Source organism: Streptomyces sp. MNU89 (assembly GCF_020982505.1).
In the GTDB taxonomy this organism is placed as follows: domain Bacteria; phylum Actinomycetota; class Actinomycetes; order Streptomycetales; family Streptomycetaceae; genus Streptomyces; species Streptomyces xinghaiensis.
Map to the genome: position 1 here is coordinate 5,633,440 of NZ_JAJKLL010000001.1, position 13,980 is coordinate 5,647,419.

General features: G+C 73.8%; 11 protein-coding genes. 6 read left to right on the forward strand and 5 right to left on the reverse strand.

Going from position 1 to position 13,980, the window contains the following annotated elements; genetic code table 11:
- Positions 1-83: 83 nt before the first annotated feature.
- Positions 84-320 carry a three-helix bundle dimerization domain-containing protein gene (locus E4N63_RS24040; RefSeq protein WP_070159286.1) on the forward strand — a complete coding sequence of 79 codons (237 nt, stop codon included), beginning with the start codon at positions 84-86 and terminating at the stop codon, positions 318-320.
- Positions 317-511, forward strand: coding sequence for a hypothetical protein (locus E4N63_RS24045; RefSeq protein ID WP_125625487.1), 195 nt, complete (start codon positions 317-319; stop codon positions 509-511). Before E4N63_RS24040 ends, E4N63_RS24045 begins: the two co-directional genes overlap by 4 nt.
- A gap of 69 nt (positions 512-580) precedes the next feature.
- On the opposite strand, the gene E4N63_RS24050 is transcribed toward E4N63_RS24045, so the two are convergent.
- Positions 581-3,685: an alpha-N-acetylglucosaminidase gene (locus tag E4N63_RS24050; protein ID WP_125625486.1), complete on the reverse strand. Its 3,105-nt coding sequence runs from the start codon at positions 3,683-3,685 to the stop codon at positions 581-583.
- A gap of 171 nt (positions 3,686-3,856) precedes the next feature.
- Between E4N63_RS24050 and E4N63_RS24055 the strand changes: the two genes are divergently transcribed.
- The gene (locus E4N63_RS24055) at positions 3,857-4,372 is read left to right on the forward strand and encodes a hypothetical protein (protein WP_230241672.1); all 516 of its coding nucleotides are present in this window, start codon (positions 3,857-3,859) and stop codon (positions 4,370-4,372) included.
- 202 nt (positions 4,373-4,574) lie between these two features.
- On the opposite strand, the gene E4N63_RS24060 is transcribed toward E4N63_RS24055, so the two are convergent.
- The 3 genes from E4N63_RS24060 to E4N63_RS24070 all read right to left on the reverse strand — a co-directional run bounded on the left by E4N63_RS24060 (position 4,575) and on the right by E4N63_RS24070 (position 8,019).
- Positions 4,575-5,978: a DUF1996 domain-containing protein gene (locus E4N63_RS24060; protein WP_308188740.1), complete on the reverse strand. Its 1,404-nt coding sequence runs from the start codon at positions 5,976-5,978 to the stop codon at positions 4,575-4,577.
- A gap of 143 nt (positions 5,979-6,121) precedes the next feature.
- Positions 6,122-6,778 (reverse strand): response regulator transcription factor, encoded by a 657-nt coding sequence (locus tag E4N63_RS24065; RefSeq protein ID WP_039821629.1) that lies wholly within the window; start codon positions 6,776-6,778, stop codon positions 6,122-6,124.
- Positions 6,742-8,019 carry a histidine kinase gene (locus E4N63_RS24070; protein ID WP_230241674.1) on the reverse strand — a complete coding sequence of 426 codons (1,278 nt, stop codon included), beginning with the start codon at positions 8,017-8,019 and terminating at the stop codon, positions 6,742-6,744. The genes E4N63_RS24065 and E4N63_RS24070 overlap by 37 nt, the downstream gene beginning before the upstream one ends.
- A 394-nt stretch (positions 8,020-8,413) precedes the next feature.
- Here E4N63_RS24070 and E4N63_RS24075 point away from each other — a divergent pair, with 394 nt between their 5' ends.
- Together E4N63_RS24075 and E4N63_RS24080 are read left to right on the forward strand one after the other, a co-directional pair.
- Positions 8,414-9,139 (forward strand): hypothetical protein, encoded by a 726-nt coding sequence (locus E4N63_RS24075; RefSeq protein ID WP_230241675.1) that lies wholly within the window; start codon positions 8,414-8,416, stop codon positions 9,137-9,139.
- Between the two features lie 740 nt (positions 9,140-9,879).
- Complete coding sequence (locus tag E4N63_RS24080; RefSeq protein WP_230242618.1) at positions 9,880-11,229, forward strand: PepSY domain-containing protein; 1,350 nt, start codon at positions 9,880-9,882, stop codon at positions 11,227-11,229.
- Between the two features lie 172 nt (positions 11,230-11,401).
- Here the strand turns inward: E4N63_RS24080 and glnII are convergent, their stop codons facing one another.
- A complete protein-coding gene (glnII, locus tag E4N63_RS24085; RefSeq protein ID WP_125624051.1) occupies positions 11,402-12,421 on the reverse strand; it encodes a glutamine synthetase in 1,020 nt (339 codons plus the stop codon).
- A 537-nt stretch (positions 12,422-12,958) separates the two neighbouring features.
- Here glnII and E4N63_RS24090 point away from each other — a divergent pair.
- Complete coding sequence (locus E4N63_RS24090; RefSeq protein WP_125624049.1) at positions 12,959-13,939, forward strand: TerC family protein; 981 nt, start codon at positions 12,959-12,961, stop codon at positions 13,937-13,939.
- Positions 13,940-13,980: the final 41 nt, after the last annotated feature.

Below are 13,980 nucleotides of genomic sequence, written 5' to 3' on the forward strand. Positions count from 1 at the left end.
CGGCCGGGTCGCCGGCCGCCCCGGCCGTTCCGCACGGCCCTCCGGCCGGGGGCGGCGGCCACTGCCGGGACACCCGGCCCGTGATGCCGCCGGGACCGGCCGCGGAGGACCGGGCGCGGGAGGACGTCCGCGCCCGGCTCGCCCGGCGCTTCCCGGACACCCCCTCCGAAGTGCTGGACGCGGTCCTGGCGGAGGAGTCCGCCGTCTTCGCCTCCGCGCCGCTCCGGCACTACGTGCCGGTCCTGGTGTTCAAACGCGTGTGCCGCCGGCTGGCCGGGGACGGCCCGGCCGGGGCGGAAGCCGGAGGGGAGCCGTCATGAGGCCCGTACCGAAGTGCGTGCTCGACCGGTCGCGGCCGTGCAACTCCTGCATCGCCGCCGATCCCCGCAGCTGCCCTTATCCCTATCTGCTCGGGGAGAGCGACCTCGGGGAGACCGGGACGGAGACGGAGGCCGAGGCGGAGGCGGCGGCCGCGGCCCCGGAGAACGGCGCCGCGGCGCCCGCCCGGTAACCGGGAGAGCGCCGCGGGTTCCCCGTCCTTCCCGGCTGCCCGGGGTCCGTCCGGCCCGGGCCGCTCCGGTCAGCTCACCTGCCAGCCGCTGAACTCCACCAGGCCGCGCTCGCCGTCACCCCCGTTGGCCGCGCTCATGAACATCCCCGCGTCCTGCGGCCCCGCTGCCGCGCCCGGCACCCGGACGGCCGCCACGGTGCGCCAGGTCGCGCCGTCGTCCGCCGAACACTCCCCGGTGTACGCGTCCTCGCCGGTGCGGGTCAGGCGCAGTACGACCGGGGCGGTGAGACCCGTGACACGGCGGTAGGTGTCGAGGGTGCCGTCGCCCGTGGCGTCGTAGGAGAGGACGACGCCGTTGGCCGGGGTGACGGAGAGATTGAGGAAGCCGGGGGAGCCCGCCTCCTCCAGGGAGTTGCGGACGACGAGACCCGCTCGGGCCCACGGTCCCGTGACGGCCTGGCTGTCGACGCGGACGGTCACCACCGTGCCCGGGGCCAGGACGCCCGGGCGGTAGAGCGCGCCGAACTCGGCCGTGGCCTTCCACAGATCGGCGCCCGCGCCCTCGATGGCCCAGCGGGCGCCGAGCTCCCCGAAGAGCGCCGCGTTCCCGTTCGCCGTCCGCCAGCCGGGCCCGGGCGGGCTCGCGACGTACAGGACGCCGGGGTGGGCGGTGCGCACCGGGGCTTCGCCGCGCGGCCCGTAGCGCACCGCGATCTCGTACGGCAGCGGGTCCAGGGGGCGCTCCGGCGGGCCCGCAGGGGCGGCCACCCGCCACCGGGCCCGGCCCTCGCCGCCCGCCGGGACCGGCGGCAGGGTGACGGTCTCCCCGGGTTCGCCGGCGAGTCCGGTGAGGGTGAACCCGACGGAGCCGGTGGGGGCCAGGCCGTTGGTGTTGCGGAACGACGCGGTGAGGTCGGTGCCGCCGGCGGGCGGGATCGCCACCGGGTCCGCCGAGACCGTGACGACCCCCTGGTACGGGGCCCGGGCCAGCTCGTCGTGGACGCGCCGCGCGGTGCGGAAGGCGTCGGTGACGGGCCGCTCCGGGTACTTCTGCCGTTCGCGGGTCCAGGGCTCCTCGACGGCGTACCAGTCGAAGGCGCGGGGCTCGCGGTCCTCGGTGAGGGCATTCTCCAGCTCCTCCAGGTAGCTCCGCCACTGGGGGAGGTGGAAGTCGCCGATGAGGCCGTTCCAGTCGCGGTTGGCGTAGTTGGCGAGGCGCCCGCCGTCGGCGGTGGGCCGGTCGGCCCAGGTGGTGATGAGCGTGCGGGCCGTCTGTTCGAGCCGGTCGGACTCGGCCTCGTCCGACCCCATACGGCGGGCGTCGGCCAGCCAGGGGCCCAGCAGGAAGCGGTGGTGGGCGCCCGTCATGTCGTCGCTGAGCCGCATCAGCCGCAGCCACAGCGCGGACAGGGCCCGGAAGGTCTCCAGGTCCTCGCGCTCGTACGCGGTGCGGAGCTGCGGCAGGAGCTGCCAGGAGCGGTTCGCCAGGGCCTGCCGGCCGAGGTCGGTGAGGTCGTGCCGGTAGGCGTCGGAGCCGCGCAGCGCGGCCCGGACGCCGAGCAGGGCGGCGAAGGCCGTGTCGAAGGCGGCCGGGTCGAAGGCCGGCATGTGGGTGGCGTAGTGGGTGCCGGAGCGTGCGGTGAGGCTGGGGCGGGCGGCGAAGATGCTGTCGTGCGGACGCCCGTCGCGGCTGCCGATCTCGTAGGCGGTCTCCCGCAGCGCGGCGAGGGCGGCCCGGGCCTCGCGGTCGCGGCCTCCGTAGCGGATGTCGGCGTACTCGGCGAACCAGGCGGCGCGGTCCACCCGCTCCTCGCGCCAGGCGAGTTCGCTGAAGAGTTCGAAGGCGGCCGGGTCGCGCTCGGCGGCCTCCGCCATATAGGCCGTGCCGGTGAGCTTGCTGCCCGGCTTGTCGCGCCAGACCGTGAACCGCTCGGTCCACCGGTGGGTCTTGGCCCCGAGGGTGGTGCGGCCGCCGAAGTTGGGGATGGTGCCGAAGGCATACGGGGTGCCGCCCCAGTCGGCCTCGCGGTCGGTCACCCGTTCCAGGTCGGAGAGCCCGTCGACGACGAGCATCCGTTCCTTGTCGAGGGCGTCCAGCAGTTCCCGGCGCGGGTTCTCCTGCCAGCCGAGGATGACCCAGACGGAGCCGGGGCGGGCGGTGCGCAGCGCGGTCTCGACGGCGCGCGCCGCTTCGGGGACGGGCACGTCCCCCGGGTCGCCGCCCTCGTGCAGCAGGTCCATCTTGAAGTGGTCCGCCGCGCCGAAGAGTTCCTCCTGATGGCGGTAGAAGGACGCGGCCACGGCGCGGAAGGCGGCGGTGCGCGGGTCGAGCCAGTCGGGGCGCTCCAGGCCGGCCCAGGTGCCCTGCGGGACGGTGCGCGCCCCGTCGTTGCGTTCGGCGAAGCCGCCGGGGACGGTGCCGAAGTAGCCGGGGAGCACCGGGGACATGCCCAGCTCGCGCATCCGGTCGCAGATGCGGCGGCCCAGGGCGGTGCGGCGGGCGAGCAGTTCCGGGCTGATGGGGCCGCCGTAACCGCTCATGTTCTGCAGCAGCCACCACGGCTGGTGGGAGGGGGCCGGGATCCAGGCGCGGGCCTCCTCGTCGGTGTAGCCGAAGTCCAGGAGCAGCCGGTGGTAGACGGCTTCCTGGCCCGGGGTGACCAGCACCTGGTTGCAGCCGTGCAGCGCCAGGATGTCGATCAGGCGTTCCCAGCGCGGCCAGTCGGCGTACGGGGCGGTGTAGCCGTCGTGCGTGTCGTTGAGGGCGAACCGGTTCGGCACGGTCGCGGACCGGGCCAGCGGACGGTCCGGCGCGGGCAGCCGGCGGGGCAGTTCCGTCTGGCTCCCGGACCAGCTCAGATGGGCGCGGCAGACGTATTTCAGATACCAGTTGACCCCCGTGAGCAGCACCGTCGGGCTGGTGGCCGCCACCTCGACGCGCCCCGCGGCACCGGTGACGCGGAAGCGCTCCCGGCCGCCGGACAGCGGCCGGAGCCGGAACTGGCCGGCGTGGCCGGGCAGCAGGCGCTCCAGTGCCGCGCGGGCGGGTGCGGGGTCGAAGGGCGGGCCGGCCGCGGGCGTCTCGGCGCGGGCGGCCGGTGCGTGGTCGCCGAGGGCCGCGATGCCCAGGGCACCGGCGGCTCCCAGCAGAACCCGTCTGGTCAGTTCGGACACGTGCGCTCCCCACTCTGCGTAGCACAGCGGTAACAGGTGCGTGAGGTGTGCACGCTAACGAGCCGACAGGGGCCCGGCAATGAGACGCGCGACGCGGTGAGCCGTACCCCGGGACACACCGAGAAGTCACGATGTGGCCCCCGCGCGGGGCCGCACCCATCCGGAGGACCGATGTCATCGAAGCGTTCGGCGGTGCGTACCGCCGCCGTCACCCCGGTGCTGGCCTGCGCCCTGCTGCTGACCGCCGGCTGCGGCGGCGGGGACAGCGGGGCGGACGACGGGGCCGGAGTTCCCGAGACGGCCACCGGCACCGTGGAGCAGCTCGCCGGGAAGGCGGGCTGCGAGAAACCGAATCTGCAGATCGACGCCGAGGAGCTGCGGCAGGGACGGTGCGGCAGGGGCGACGGCCGCTATGTGCTGGCCACCTTCGCGACCCACAAGGGGCAGCAGGACTGGCTCTCCGAGGCCGAGGGCTACGGGGGCACCTATCTGGTCGGCCCGAAGTGGGTCGCCGTGGGCTCCCCGAAGGTGGTGGAGAGCCTGCGCGGCAAGCTCGGCGGCGACATCGAGACGGGCGCCTCGCACGGACCCGCGCACGGCGAGGGCTCGGGCGGTGCGTCCGAGGACTCCCCGGAGGGGTCCCACGAGGACGCGAAGCAGGGCGGCCACCAGGGCTCGCACGGCTGACCGTACGGCCGGCCCGTCCGTACGAGGCCGGGGCCGGGCTACGCGGCCGCGTACGGAAACAACGGCGGGGGTGCCGGTGGGGATCACCGGCACCCCCGCCCCGTGACGGCCACAGGGGAGGCCGTCAGGGGAGTGGGATGACGAAGGACCGGGTCATCGGGGGGACCGAATCAGCGGTCCGGCAGCGCCGGGAGGGGCACCGTCAGGTGCACTCCTGGCCGCTGTTGATGCACTCGACCGCCTCCGCCATCAGGTTCTCGGAGAACACGTTGATGAAGTCACCGTGGTCCGTGATGGGCTTGTGCAGCTGCTCCGGGAAGGAGTCCACGGCGAAGTTGGTGCCCTCCGGCACGTCGTAGACGATCCGCTGCACGAGCTTCGGGATGGCCACGAAGCCCTCGTCGCAGGAGCCGTCCTCATTGGCGAAGTCGACGTGCGTGCGGTGGTTGGCACTGTCGGCGTTCTGGCCGTCCCAGCAGCTCTGGAACTCGAACTTGCGCACCACCTGGCTGCCCTCGGGGCACAGCGGGTACTTGTCCGCGATCTGCCGGTCCTCGAAGCCGGTGCAGCTCCAGGAGGAGTTGGCGTTGTCCGTGCCGTTGGTGAAGGCCTTGGCGTCACCGGTGATGATGCGCAGGAAGCGCGGCATCTCCACGACCTCGCCGACCGGGCTGCCCTGGAACTCCATCGTCACCTCGGCCGGGGTGATGATCTTGCCGACGTTGCCGTCGAGGCCGCCGCCCGGGGTGTTGACGTCCGCCTCGTCACCGCCGGTCAGGTCGCGCAGGACCGGCCAGTAGTACGTGGACTGGTCCTCCTGGTTGGCGCAGGTGGTCTCGCCCTGGGCCAGGTCCTCGTCGACGGCGAAGGCGTCGTTGGCCTGGTTGCCGACGTAGTCGTGCATGTGGTGCGCGGCGTTGACCACACCGGGCGCCACGATGATGTTGTCCGAGTTGAACTTTCCGTTCTCGTTGACGCCGCAGTCGCTCTTGAACACGCCGGTGGACGCGTTCTCCTGGGCCTCGGGCTCCTGGACGTTCGGCTGGACGTCGTTGATGTCCACGAAGTCCTCGGGGGAGGGGCCGACCTGCGGCGGCGGGGCCTCGCCCTCGCCCTGGCCGCCGTCGCCCTGGCCGCCGTTCTGGCCGTCCTGCTGCCCGCCGTCCTGGCCGCCGTCCTGTTCGCCGCCGCCTTGCTGGCCGCCGTCCTGCTGGCCGTCGCCGGGACGGACCGTGCCGCCGTCCTTCATGCCGCAGCGGGCGAGCTTCTCCAGGCCGGCCTGGGTCACACCGGCCCGTTCCAAGGCGATTCTGATGCGGTCGAGACTGGCACGGCGCTTGCTGGCCAGCGGGTCGAGCACGGAGTTCTTGGTCCACGACGCGTCGAGAGCAGCCGCGCGCCGGTTCTCCACGAGGCGCTTGTAGGCCGCGCCGATCTGGGCGTCGAGCCGCCCCAGCTCACGGCTGACTTCCTTCCGCGACTGCCGGGGGACCTTTTCCAGACGGTCCACCACATCCGGACAGGCGATGGTGGACGCCTTTTGTGCTACCGCTCCTTTCCGGCTGTCGCCATCGTTCGAGGTGCCGGCGGAGGCGTAGAAGTTCACTGCAGCGAGCCCGCCGCCTCCCAACAGGAGAGCTGCCGCCGCACCAGCCGTCCTGTTCAGCAAAGGGGAACGCTTGTGTGTCTTGGGCTTCATGGCCAGCGATACGGAGTCCGGCGCTCGGGTGTTCAAACCCCGCCGGACGATTACTCCCGCGCGCCCCGGTCCAGATAGGCCAGAACCGCGAGAACCCGCCGGTTGTCGTCGTCCGAGGGGGCCAGACCGAGCTTCGTGAAAATATTCGATGTGTGCTTCGCCACAGCCCGCTCGGTGACGAAGAGCTCCCCCGCGATGGCCGTGTTCGAACGGCCCTGGGCCATCAGCTCCATCACCTCGCGCTCGCGCGGGGTGAGCTTCTCCATCGGCCGGTCCCGGGACCGGCGGCTGAGGAGCTGGGAGATGACCTGCGGGTCCATCGCGGTGCCGCCCGCGGCCACCCGCCGCACCGCGTCCGTGAACTGGTCGGCGTCGAACACCCGGTCCTTGAGCAGATAGCCGACCCCGCCCATGCCGTCCGCCAGCAACTCCCGTGCGTAGAGCTGCTCCACATGCTGGGAGAGCACCAGCACGGGCAGGCCCGGCGTCTCCCGGCGTGCGGCGAGCGCGCACTGCAGGCCCTCGTCCGTGAACGACGGCGGCAGCCGGACGTCGACCACCGCCACGTCCGGCTTCAGCTCCGCGAGCGCCCGGCTCAGCTCCGGGCCGCTCTCCACGGCCGCCGCGATCTCGAAGCCGAACGCCTCCAGCATCCGGACCAGGCCGTCCCTCAGGAGGAAGAGGTCTTCTGCGAGGACAACACGCACGGCAGCTCCATCGTCACCAGAGTCGGACCGCCGGCCGGGCTGCTGACGGCGAGTATGCCGTCGAATGTACCGAGCCGGCGTTCGATCCCGGCCAGGCCCGAACCGGCCGACGGGTCCGCCCCGCCGCGGCCGTTGTCCGTAACGGTCATCCGGAGTGTCCCCGAGGCCGCGTCATGGTGCACATCCAGCCACACCCGTTCGGCCCCGGAGTGCTTCACCGCGTTCGTCAGCACCTCGCTCACCGCGAAGTACGCCGCCGACTCCACCGGCGCCGCGAACCGCCCCGGCAGGCCCACCTCCACCTCCACCGGCAGTGGCATCCGCAGGGCCAGGGCCCGCACGGCGTCCCCGAGACCGCGCTCCGCCAGCACCGGCGGATGGATGCCCCGTACCAGGTCGCGCAGCTCCGTGAGCGCCTCGGCCGAATCCTGCCGGGCCGCGGCGAGCAGCTTCCTCGCCTGCTCCGGGTCCTTCTCGAGCAGGGCCTCCACGGTGCCGAGGCTCATGCCCATCGCCACCAGCCGGGCCTGCGCACCGTCGTGCAGATCCCGTTCGATGCGGCGGAGTTCGGCGGCCGAGGTGTCCACCGCGTCGTGCCGCGTCTCGGCCAGCCGCTCCACCCGCCGCGCCAGGGCCTCCTTGGACGGCGCGAGGACTGCCCCCGTCAGCCGGAAGTGGGCCTGCAGCAGCGCCGGGTTGACGCGGAGGGCACCCGCCAGGACCAGCAGCCCGAGCGCGCCCGCCGCGAGAGCGCTCACCTGGCCCCGAACCGGGATGAACGCGAACCAGTAGCCGTCCCCGAGCACCCGCCACAGTCCGGCCGCGATCGCGGCCCCCTCGGCGGCGAAGGCGAGCAGCACGGCCGGCAGCGCCGCCGTGAAGAAGCCCGCCGTCATGTCGACCGGCAGCCACAGCAGATCCCGCCACGTCGCCGGGTCCCGCAGCAGATGCGCGCACCGCTCCGCCTGCCCGACCAGGCCCGGCCGCAGGTCCGCCGGGAGCGGACGGTACGCGGACGGAGTCCGCACGCCCGCCCAGTCGTACCCCAGCGTCCGCCGCCACTCCGCGAACGACCGTACGGCCCCCAGCACCACCGGTGTCGTCAGCACGCCCACGCCGAGGGCGATGAAGCCGATCGACAGCACCGACAGCACGAGCAGCGCGACCGAACCGGCCAGCGACACCACGGCGACGTACAGCCCCCGCCCGGCCGCCATCAGTGCTTCCCTGAACTTCCCCATCTTCGGCCCCCGGCCTCTTGCTCCGCGCCCGGCTCTCGGGCACGGCCCCAGTCTCGCCGGATCGGGAGCCGGCGGTCACGGGGCCGCGCCCCCGGGCGGAGGTGCACCTGGCACCACCCCTGCGCGGTGTGCCCGGCGCCTGCCCGCCCGTTCACCCGCCCGCCGGACGGGGCGGCCGGGGGAGCGGTTCGGCCACCGGCCCCGGCTGCCGCCCGGCCCTGTGCCCGGGAATCCGCAGGCCGGGTGAGTCGATCGGCGGTCCTGTCCGTACCCAGGAGCGGAACGAAAAGGACTCCGGGCAGGTACGGGTGAACTCATCGGGCAGACAAGGGCGTTGGCCGACCGTCGCCGCTGCCGCCGCCCGGCACGGCGTGGGAGCATGCACCTCACCACCATGACGGCAGACGGATCGCTGACGCGCCTCTTGCGGGCCGCGTTCTTCGCGGCCGTCTCCGTCGTGCTCGCGGCCACCGGGCACGCGGTGATGTCCGGTCACGACATTCCGCTCCCGGCGCTGCTGGCCGCCTTCGGCATCACCGGCACCGTCGCCTGGCTCGCCGGAGGGCGGCGCCGCGGCGTCCTCTCCATCGCCGGCACCCTGCTCGCGGTCCAGACCGCCCTGCACCTGATCTTCACCGACGGCCCCGGCACCGCAGCGGCCCATCCCCGGACGCCCGGCGGGCCCCTGCCCGAGGCGGGCCCGGCCGGTGCCGGCACCGGCCCGGGGCACGGCGTCGGCGCCGCGCCGGATCCCGTCGGCCTCGCCGTCCCGGGTGAGCACTCCGAGCACGCCACACTCGCCATGCTCGCCGTCCACCTCCTCGCCGCGCTCTGCTGCGCCGTCTGGCTCTGGCGGGGCGAGGCCGCCTTCTTCCGGCTGCTGCGCTGCCTGGGTTCCCTGGCGCTGATACCGCTGCGGACGCTGCTCCGAGCCGCCCGGTACGGGACCCCGGCCGCGCCGCGCCCCGTGCGGCCGCCGCTGCCGTACGGGGAGGCGGCCCTCCGGCTGCGGGGCTCCCTGCTGGCGCACGTCCTCTCCCGGCGCGGGCCGCCGCCGTGGGCCCGGCCCCACCCCACCCCGTACGCCCTCGGGCCCGCGCCCGGTACGACGCCGGCCTGACGGGCGCCCGCCGCGCTGCGCCGCACGGGCCGCCGCTCCCGCCGTGACCTGACGGCCTGGGCGGTCGTGCCCGCTGTGCGGCTGCGACGCGTTGCCGTCGCGCGGTGGTGAGCGTGTGGGCCGGGGTGTGAACCGTACGCGGAGCCGCCGTCCGGGCGGCCCGCGGCCATTCCGGGCGGTCCCGGACGGCCGGGCGGTGGAAGCCCCGGCCGGGCGATGGGCCGCCGCGCGCACCGGCATCCCGCGCCGGCCGCGGCCGGGACTCCACCGCGCCCCTCCGGGCCCGGCTCCACCCGCCCCGCTCCCCGTGCCGCGCCCGCGCCTCCGCGCGCCCGCGGCCGACCACGAAGTGAGGCCAACCCCATGTCCATCGACGATCCCGCCAAGCCGGACACCGACCGTCCCGCTCCACCGGGCTCCGCTTCCGGCTCCGGCACCACGGCCGTGGCGTCCGCGTCCACCGGCACCGCGTCCAATGACGGCGCCTCCCCGGCCGCGGGCACGGCGGCCGCTGACACGGCGGCCGCCGGCGAGGCGGTCACCGTCTCACCGGCCACCACCGCGAAGGCCGCCACTCCCGCCCCGCCCCGGTCCGGCCCCGCCGGCGCGCCCGGCGGACTCCGTGGGGCGACGCGGAGGACGAGCCGCCCGCACCGGCCCCGCAGGCCGGCACCGCCACCCCACCTCCGCCCCGCGTCCCCGCGCCGTCCAAGGGCAGCCTGCGCCCGCTCGTGCTGCGGATGCACTTCTACGCGGGCATCCTCGTCGCCCCGTTCCTCCTGATCGCCGCCGTCACCGGGCTGCTGTACGCGGCCTCGTACCCGCTGGAGAAGGTGATCTATGCCGACGAGCTGACGGTCCCCGTGCCCGAGGGCAAAGCCGCTCTGCCGCTGTCCCAGCAGGTCGGGGCGGCCGTCGAGGCGCACCCCGGCGGCACGCTCTCGAAGGTGTGGCCGTCCCCCGAAGCGGGGGCCACCACCCGCGTTCTGTTCGAGGACCCGGGCCTCGGGGAGAGCAAGTCGACGGCCGTGTTCGTCGACCCGTACACCGCCGAGGTGCGCGGAGAGCTCCTCAGCTACGGCAGTTCCGGCGCGCTCCCCGTGCGCGCCTGGATATCGGAGCTCCACCGCCATCTGCACCTGGGCGAACCGGGGCGCCTCTACAGCGAACTGGCCGCCAGCTGGCTGTGGGTCGTGGCGCTCGGCGGACTGCTGCTGTGGCTGCGGCGCCGCCGTGCCACCCGCGGTGCGCGCGGTCTGCTGCTGCCGGAGCGGGGCCTGACGGGCCGCCGGCGCACGATGTCCCGGCACGGCGCGATCGGTGTCTGGTCCCTGCTGGGCCTGTTGTTCCTCTCGGCGACCGGGCTGACCTGGTCGACGTACGCGGGCGAGAACGTCGCCCTGCTGCGCGAGCAGGTGCGCGGCACCACCCCGGCGGTCACCGCCACCGTGGACCCGGCGGCCGGCACCGGGGCGGGCGGCCACGAGGGCCACGGCTCGGCGCACGGCGACGGCGGCCACCAGCCGGGCGAGGGAGGCGACATCGGCCTGGACCGGCTCATGGACACCGCCCGCGAGCAGGGCGTCTCGGAGTCCGTGGTGATCACCCTGCCGGCCGACGAGAAGGCCGCCTATGTCGTCGCGGAGAACGACAAGCAGTGGCCGGTGCACTTCGACTCGGTGTCCGTGCACCCGGCGACCGGTGAGGTCGTGGACACCCTGGCCTTCGCCGACTACCCGGTGCTCGCCCAGCTCACCCGGTTCGGTATCGACGCCCACATGGGGCTCTTCCTCGGGCTGCCCAACCAGCTGCTGCTGATCGCGCTGATGGCCGGACTGATCGTGCTGATCGTGTACGGCTACCGGATGTGGTGGCAGCGCCGTCCCCCGCGCGGAACCCGCTTCGGCGTCGGGCGGCCGATGCCGCGCGGTGCCTGGCGCAAGGCACCGCCGGGAGCGCTGGCGGGGCTGCTGGCGGCGGCGGTGCTGCTCGGCTGGTTCGTACCGCTGTTCGGGCTGGGGCTGGTCCTGTTCCTGGTGGTGGACCTGCTCCGCGGAGCGGTGGCCCGGCACCGGGCGGACGTCTCCTGACGCGCCCGGCCCGCTGACGGGCCGACGCGCAAGGCCCCGCTCCGTACGGTCCGCCTCCCGGTGGCCCGTACGGAACGGGGCCGCCGGGCGGCGGCCCGCGCCCGGACAGCGCGACGGGCGCCCGCCGGTGCTGCGGGCGCCCGTCGCCTTACCACGGGGAGGAGCGGAGGGATCAGACCTGGCCGGCCTTCTCCAGGGCGGTGCAGCAGGTGTCGACCATCAGCCGCGTCACCACGTACGGGTCGACGTTGGCGTTCGGGCGGCGGTCCTCGATGTAGCCCTTGCGGTCCACCTCGACCTGCCAGGGGATGCGGACGGAAGCGCCGCGGTCGGAGACGCCGTAGCTGTACTCGTTCCAGGGCGCCGTCTCGTGGAGACCGGTGAGCCGGGCCTCGATGCCGACGCCGTAGTGCTTGACGTGCACGGCCGGCTTGTCGCCGTCGCCCAGCGCCTCGCAGGCCGTGATGATCGGCTCGTAGCCCTCGCGCATCGCCTTGGTGGAGAAGTTGGTGTGCGCGCCCGCGCCGTTCCAGTCGCCCTTCGCCGGCTTGGCGTCCAGCGTGGCGGAGATCCCGAACTCCTCGGCCGTGCGGTAGAGCAGCCAGCGGGCCACCCACATGTGGTCCGAGACCTCCAGCGGCGACAGCGGGCCCACCTGGAACTCCCACTGGCCGGGCATGACCTCGGCGTTGATGCCGGAGATGCCCAGGCCCGCCGTCAGGCAGTTGTCCAGGTGCTTCTCGACGATCTCGCGGCCGAAGATCTCGTCGGCGCCGACGCCGCAGTAGTAGCCGCCCTGCGGGGCCGGGTAGCCGTTCTCGGGGAAGCCCAGGGGCCGGCTGCCCTGGAAGAAGGTGTACTCCTGCTCGATCCCGAAGACCGGCTCGTGGGCGGCGAACTTCTCCGCCACCGGACGCAGCAGTGCGCGGGTGTTCGACGCGTGCGGGGTCAGGTCCGTGTGCAGCACCTCGCACAGGACGAGGATGTCGTCACCGCCGCGGATCGGGTCCGGGCAGGAGAAGACCGGCTGCAGGACGAGGTCCGAGGAGTGGCCCTCGGCCTGGTTGGTGCTGGACCCGTCGAAACCCCAGACGGGCGGCTCGGCGCCGTCGGCCAGGATCTTCGTCTTCGAACGGAGCTTCGCGGTGGGCTCGGTTCCGTCGATCCAGATGTACTCGGCCTTGAAGGTCACGTGGTCCCCCTCGTGCGGGTGCGGACGGCAGCGGGTGCGGGTCCCGGAAGCGCCTCTTCCGCGCGGCTCTGCACGGTGGTGCCCAACCCCCCGGTCCCCTCGGCGGCAGCATGGCAACGGGCCGTTTCCCGGCAGTTGCTCCGGTGTAAACCGGCTGTGTCCGCGGGGCCCCGTATGTGTCGTACGGGCTACGGGACGCTGCCCGCGCGGCGGGAGCGGCGGGGAGACGCGCCGGGGCTGCGGCGGTGACGGACACCACGGACACCACCACGGGCAGCACGGGCACCACGGCCTCGACGGGCACCGCGGCCGCCACGGCGTTACGGCATCGGACGGACGGCCGGTGATCCACCCGGGAAGTCCCCCGGCCCCGGGTGACGATGAGGCCGTACCGCCGCTGTCCTCACCGGCCCCGGGCGGCCGTCTCCGCGGGGGACACCCGGTGGACCGGGGTACGCGGGCATCCGGGGACCCGAACCGGGGAACCCGGGGCAGCCGAGGAGGACGACCGAGGGAAGCCGAGGAGAGCCGACCGACATGAACGACCTGACCTTCACCGCACCCCTGTGGGGGTGGGCCGTGCTGACCGCCGCCATCGGTCTGATGCTGGCCGTCGACCTGCTCGCCCACCGTGACAGCCATGTCATCGGCTTCCGCGAGGCCTCCCTCTGGAGCGCCGGATGGATCGCGGCGGGTCTCGCCTTCGGCGTGATCGTGTGGGCCTGGCAGGGCGGGGAGGCGGCGAGCACCTACTACGCCGGCTATCTGATCGAGAAGGCCCTGTCGATCGACAACATCTTCGTCTTCGCGCTGGTGTTCTCGTTCTTCGGGGTCCCGGACGCCTACCAGCACAAGGTCCTGTTCTGGGGGGTGATCGGCGCGCTCGGCGCCCGCTTGGTCTTCATCTTCATCGGCGCCGAACTGCTGGAGATCTTCTTCTGGACCGCCTACGTGTTCGGCGCGTTCCTGATCTGGACCGGCTACAAGATGGCCGTCTCGCACAACACGGAAGTGCACCCGGACCGCAATCCGGTCGTGCGGCTCGTCCGGCGGATCGTGCCGACCGATCCCACGTTCCACGGCGACCGGTTCGTCGTCCGTGTGAACGGCCGCCGCACGGCGACCCTGCTGTTCGTCGCCCTCGTCGCGATCGAGGCCACCGACCTGGTCTTCGCCATCGACTCGGTGGCCGCCGTCCTGGCGATCACCACCAACACCTTCCTGGTGTGGACCGCCAACGCCTTCGCCATCCTCGGCCTGCGCAGCCTGTACTTCCTCCTCGCCGGCCTGCTGCGCCGCTTCCGCTATCTGCACTACGGGCTGGCCGTGCTGCTCGCCTTCGCCGGGGTCAAGCTGATCCTGTCCGAGACCCCGGTCGGCAAGCTGCCCATCCCGATCACCCTCGGCTTCATCGTCGCGACGATCGCCGTCTCCATCATCTGGTCCCTGGCGGCGACCAGGAGTGAGCAGAAGCGGGACGGGGACGGCGGGAAGGGAGCGGCGGGCGGCACCGGGTGAGCGGGCGAACGGCCCTCTCCGCCGGCGGCCGCCCGCCTGCC

Bases quoted from the DNA above. Each gene is read 5' to 3' on its own strand.
- E4N63_RS24090 (WP_125624049.1), top strand. From the start codon at position 12,959: ATGAACGACCTGACCTTCACCGCACCCCTGTGGGGGTGGGCCGTGCTG.
- E4N63_RS24075 (WP_230241675.1), top strand. From the start codon at position 8,414: ATGACGGCAGACGGATCGCTGACGCGCCTCTTGCGGGCCGCGTTCTTC.
- E4N63_RS24055 (WP_230241672.1), top strand. From the start codon at position 3,857: ATGTCATCGAAGCGTTCGGCGGTGCGTACCGCCGCCGTCACCCCGGTG.
- E4N63_RS24045 (WP_125625487.1), top strand. From the start codon at position 317: ATGAGGCCCGTACCGAAGTGCGTGCTCGACCGGTCGCGGCCGTGCAAC.
- E4N63_RS24040 (WP_070159286.1), top strand. From the start codon at position 84: ATGCCGCCGGGACCGGCCGCGGAGGACCGGGCGCGGGAGGACGTCCGC.
- E4N63_RS24070 (WP_230241674.1), bottom strand. From the start codon at position 8,019: ATGGGGAAGTTCAGGGAAGCACTGATGGCGGCCGGGCGGGGGCTGTAC.
- E4N63_RS24080 (WP_230242618.1), top strand. From the start codon at position 9,880: ATGCACTTCTACGCGGGCATCCTCGTCGCCCCGTTCCTCCTGATCGCC.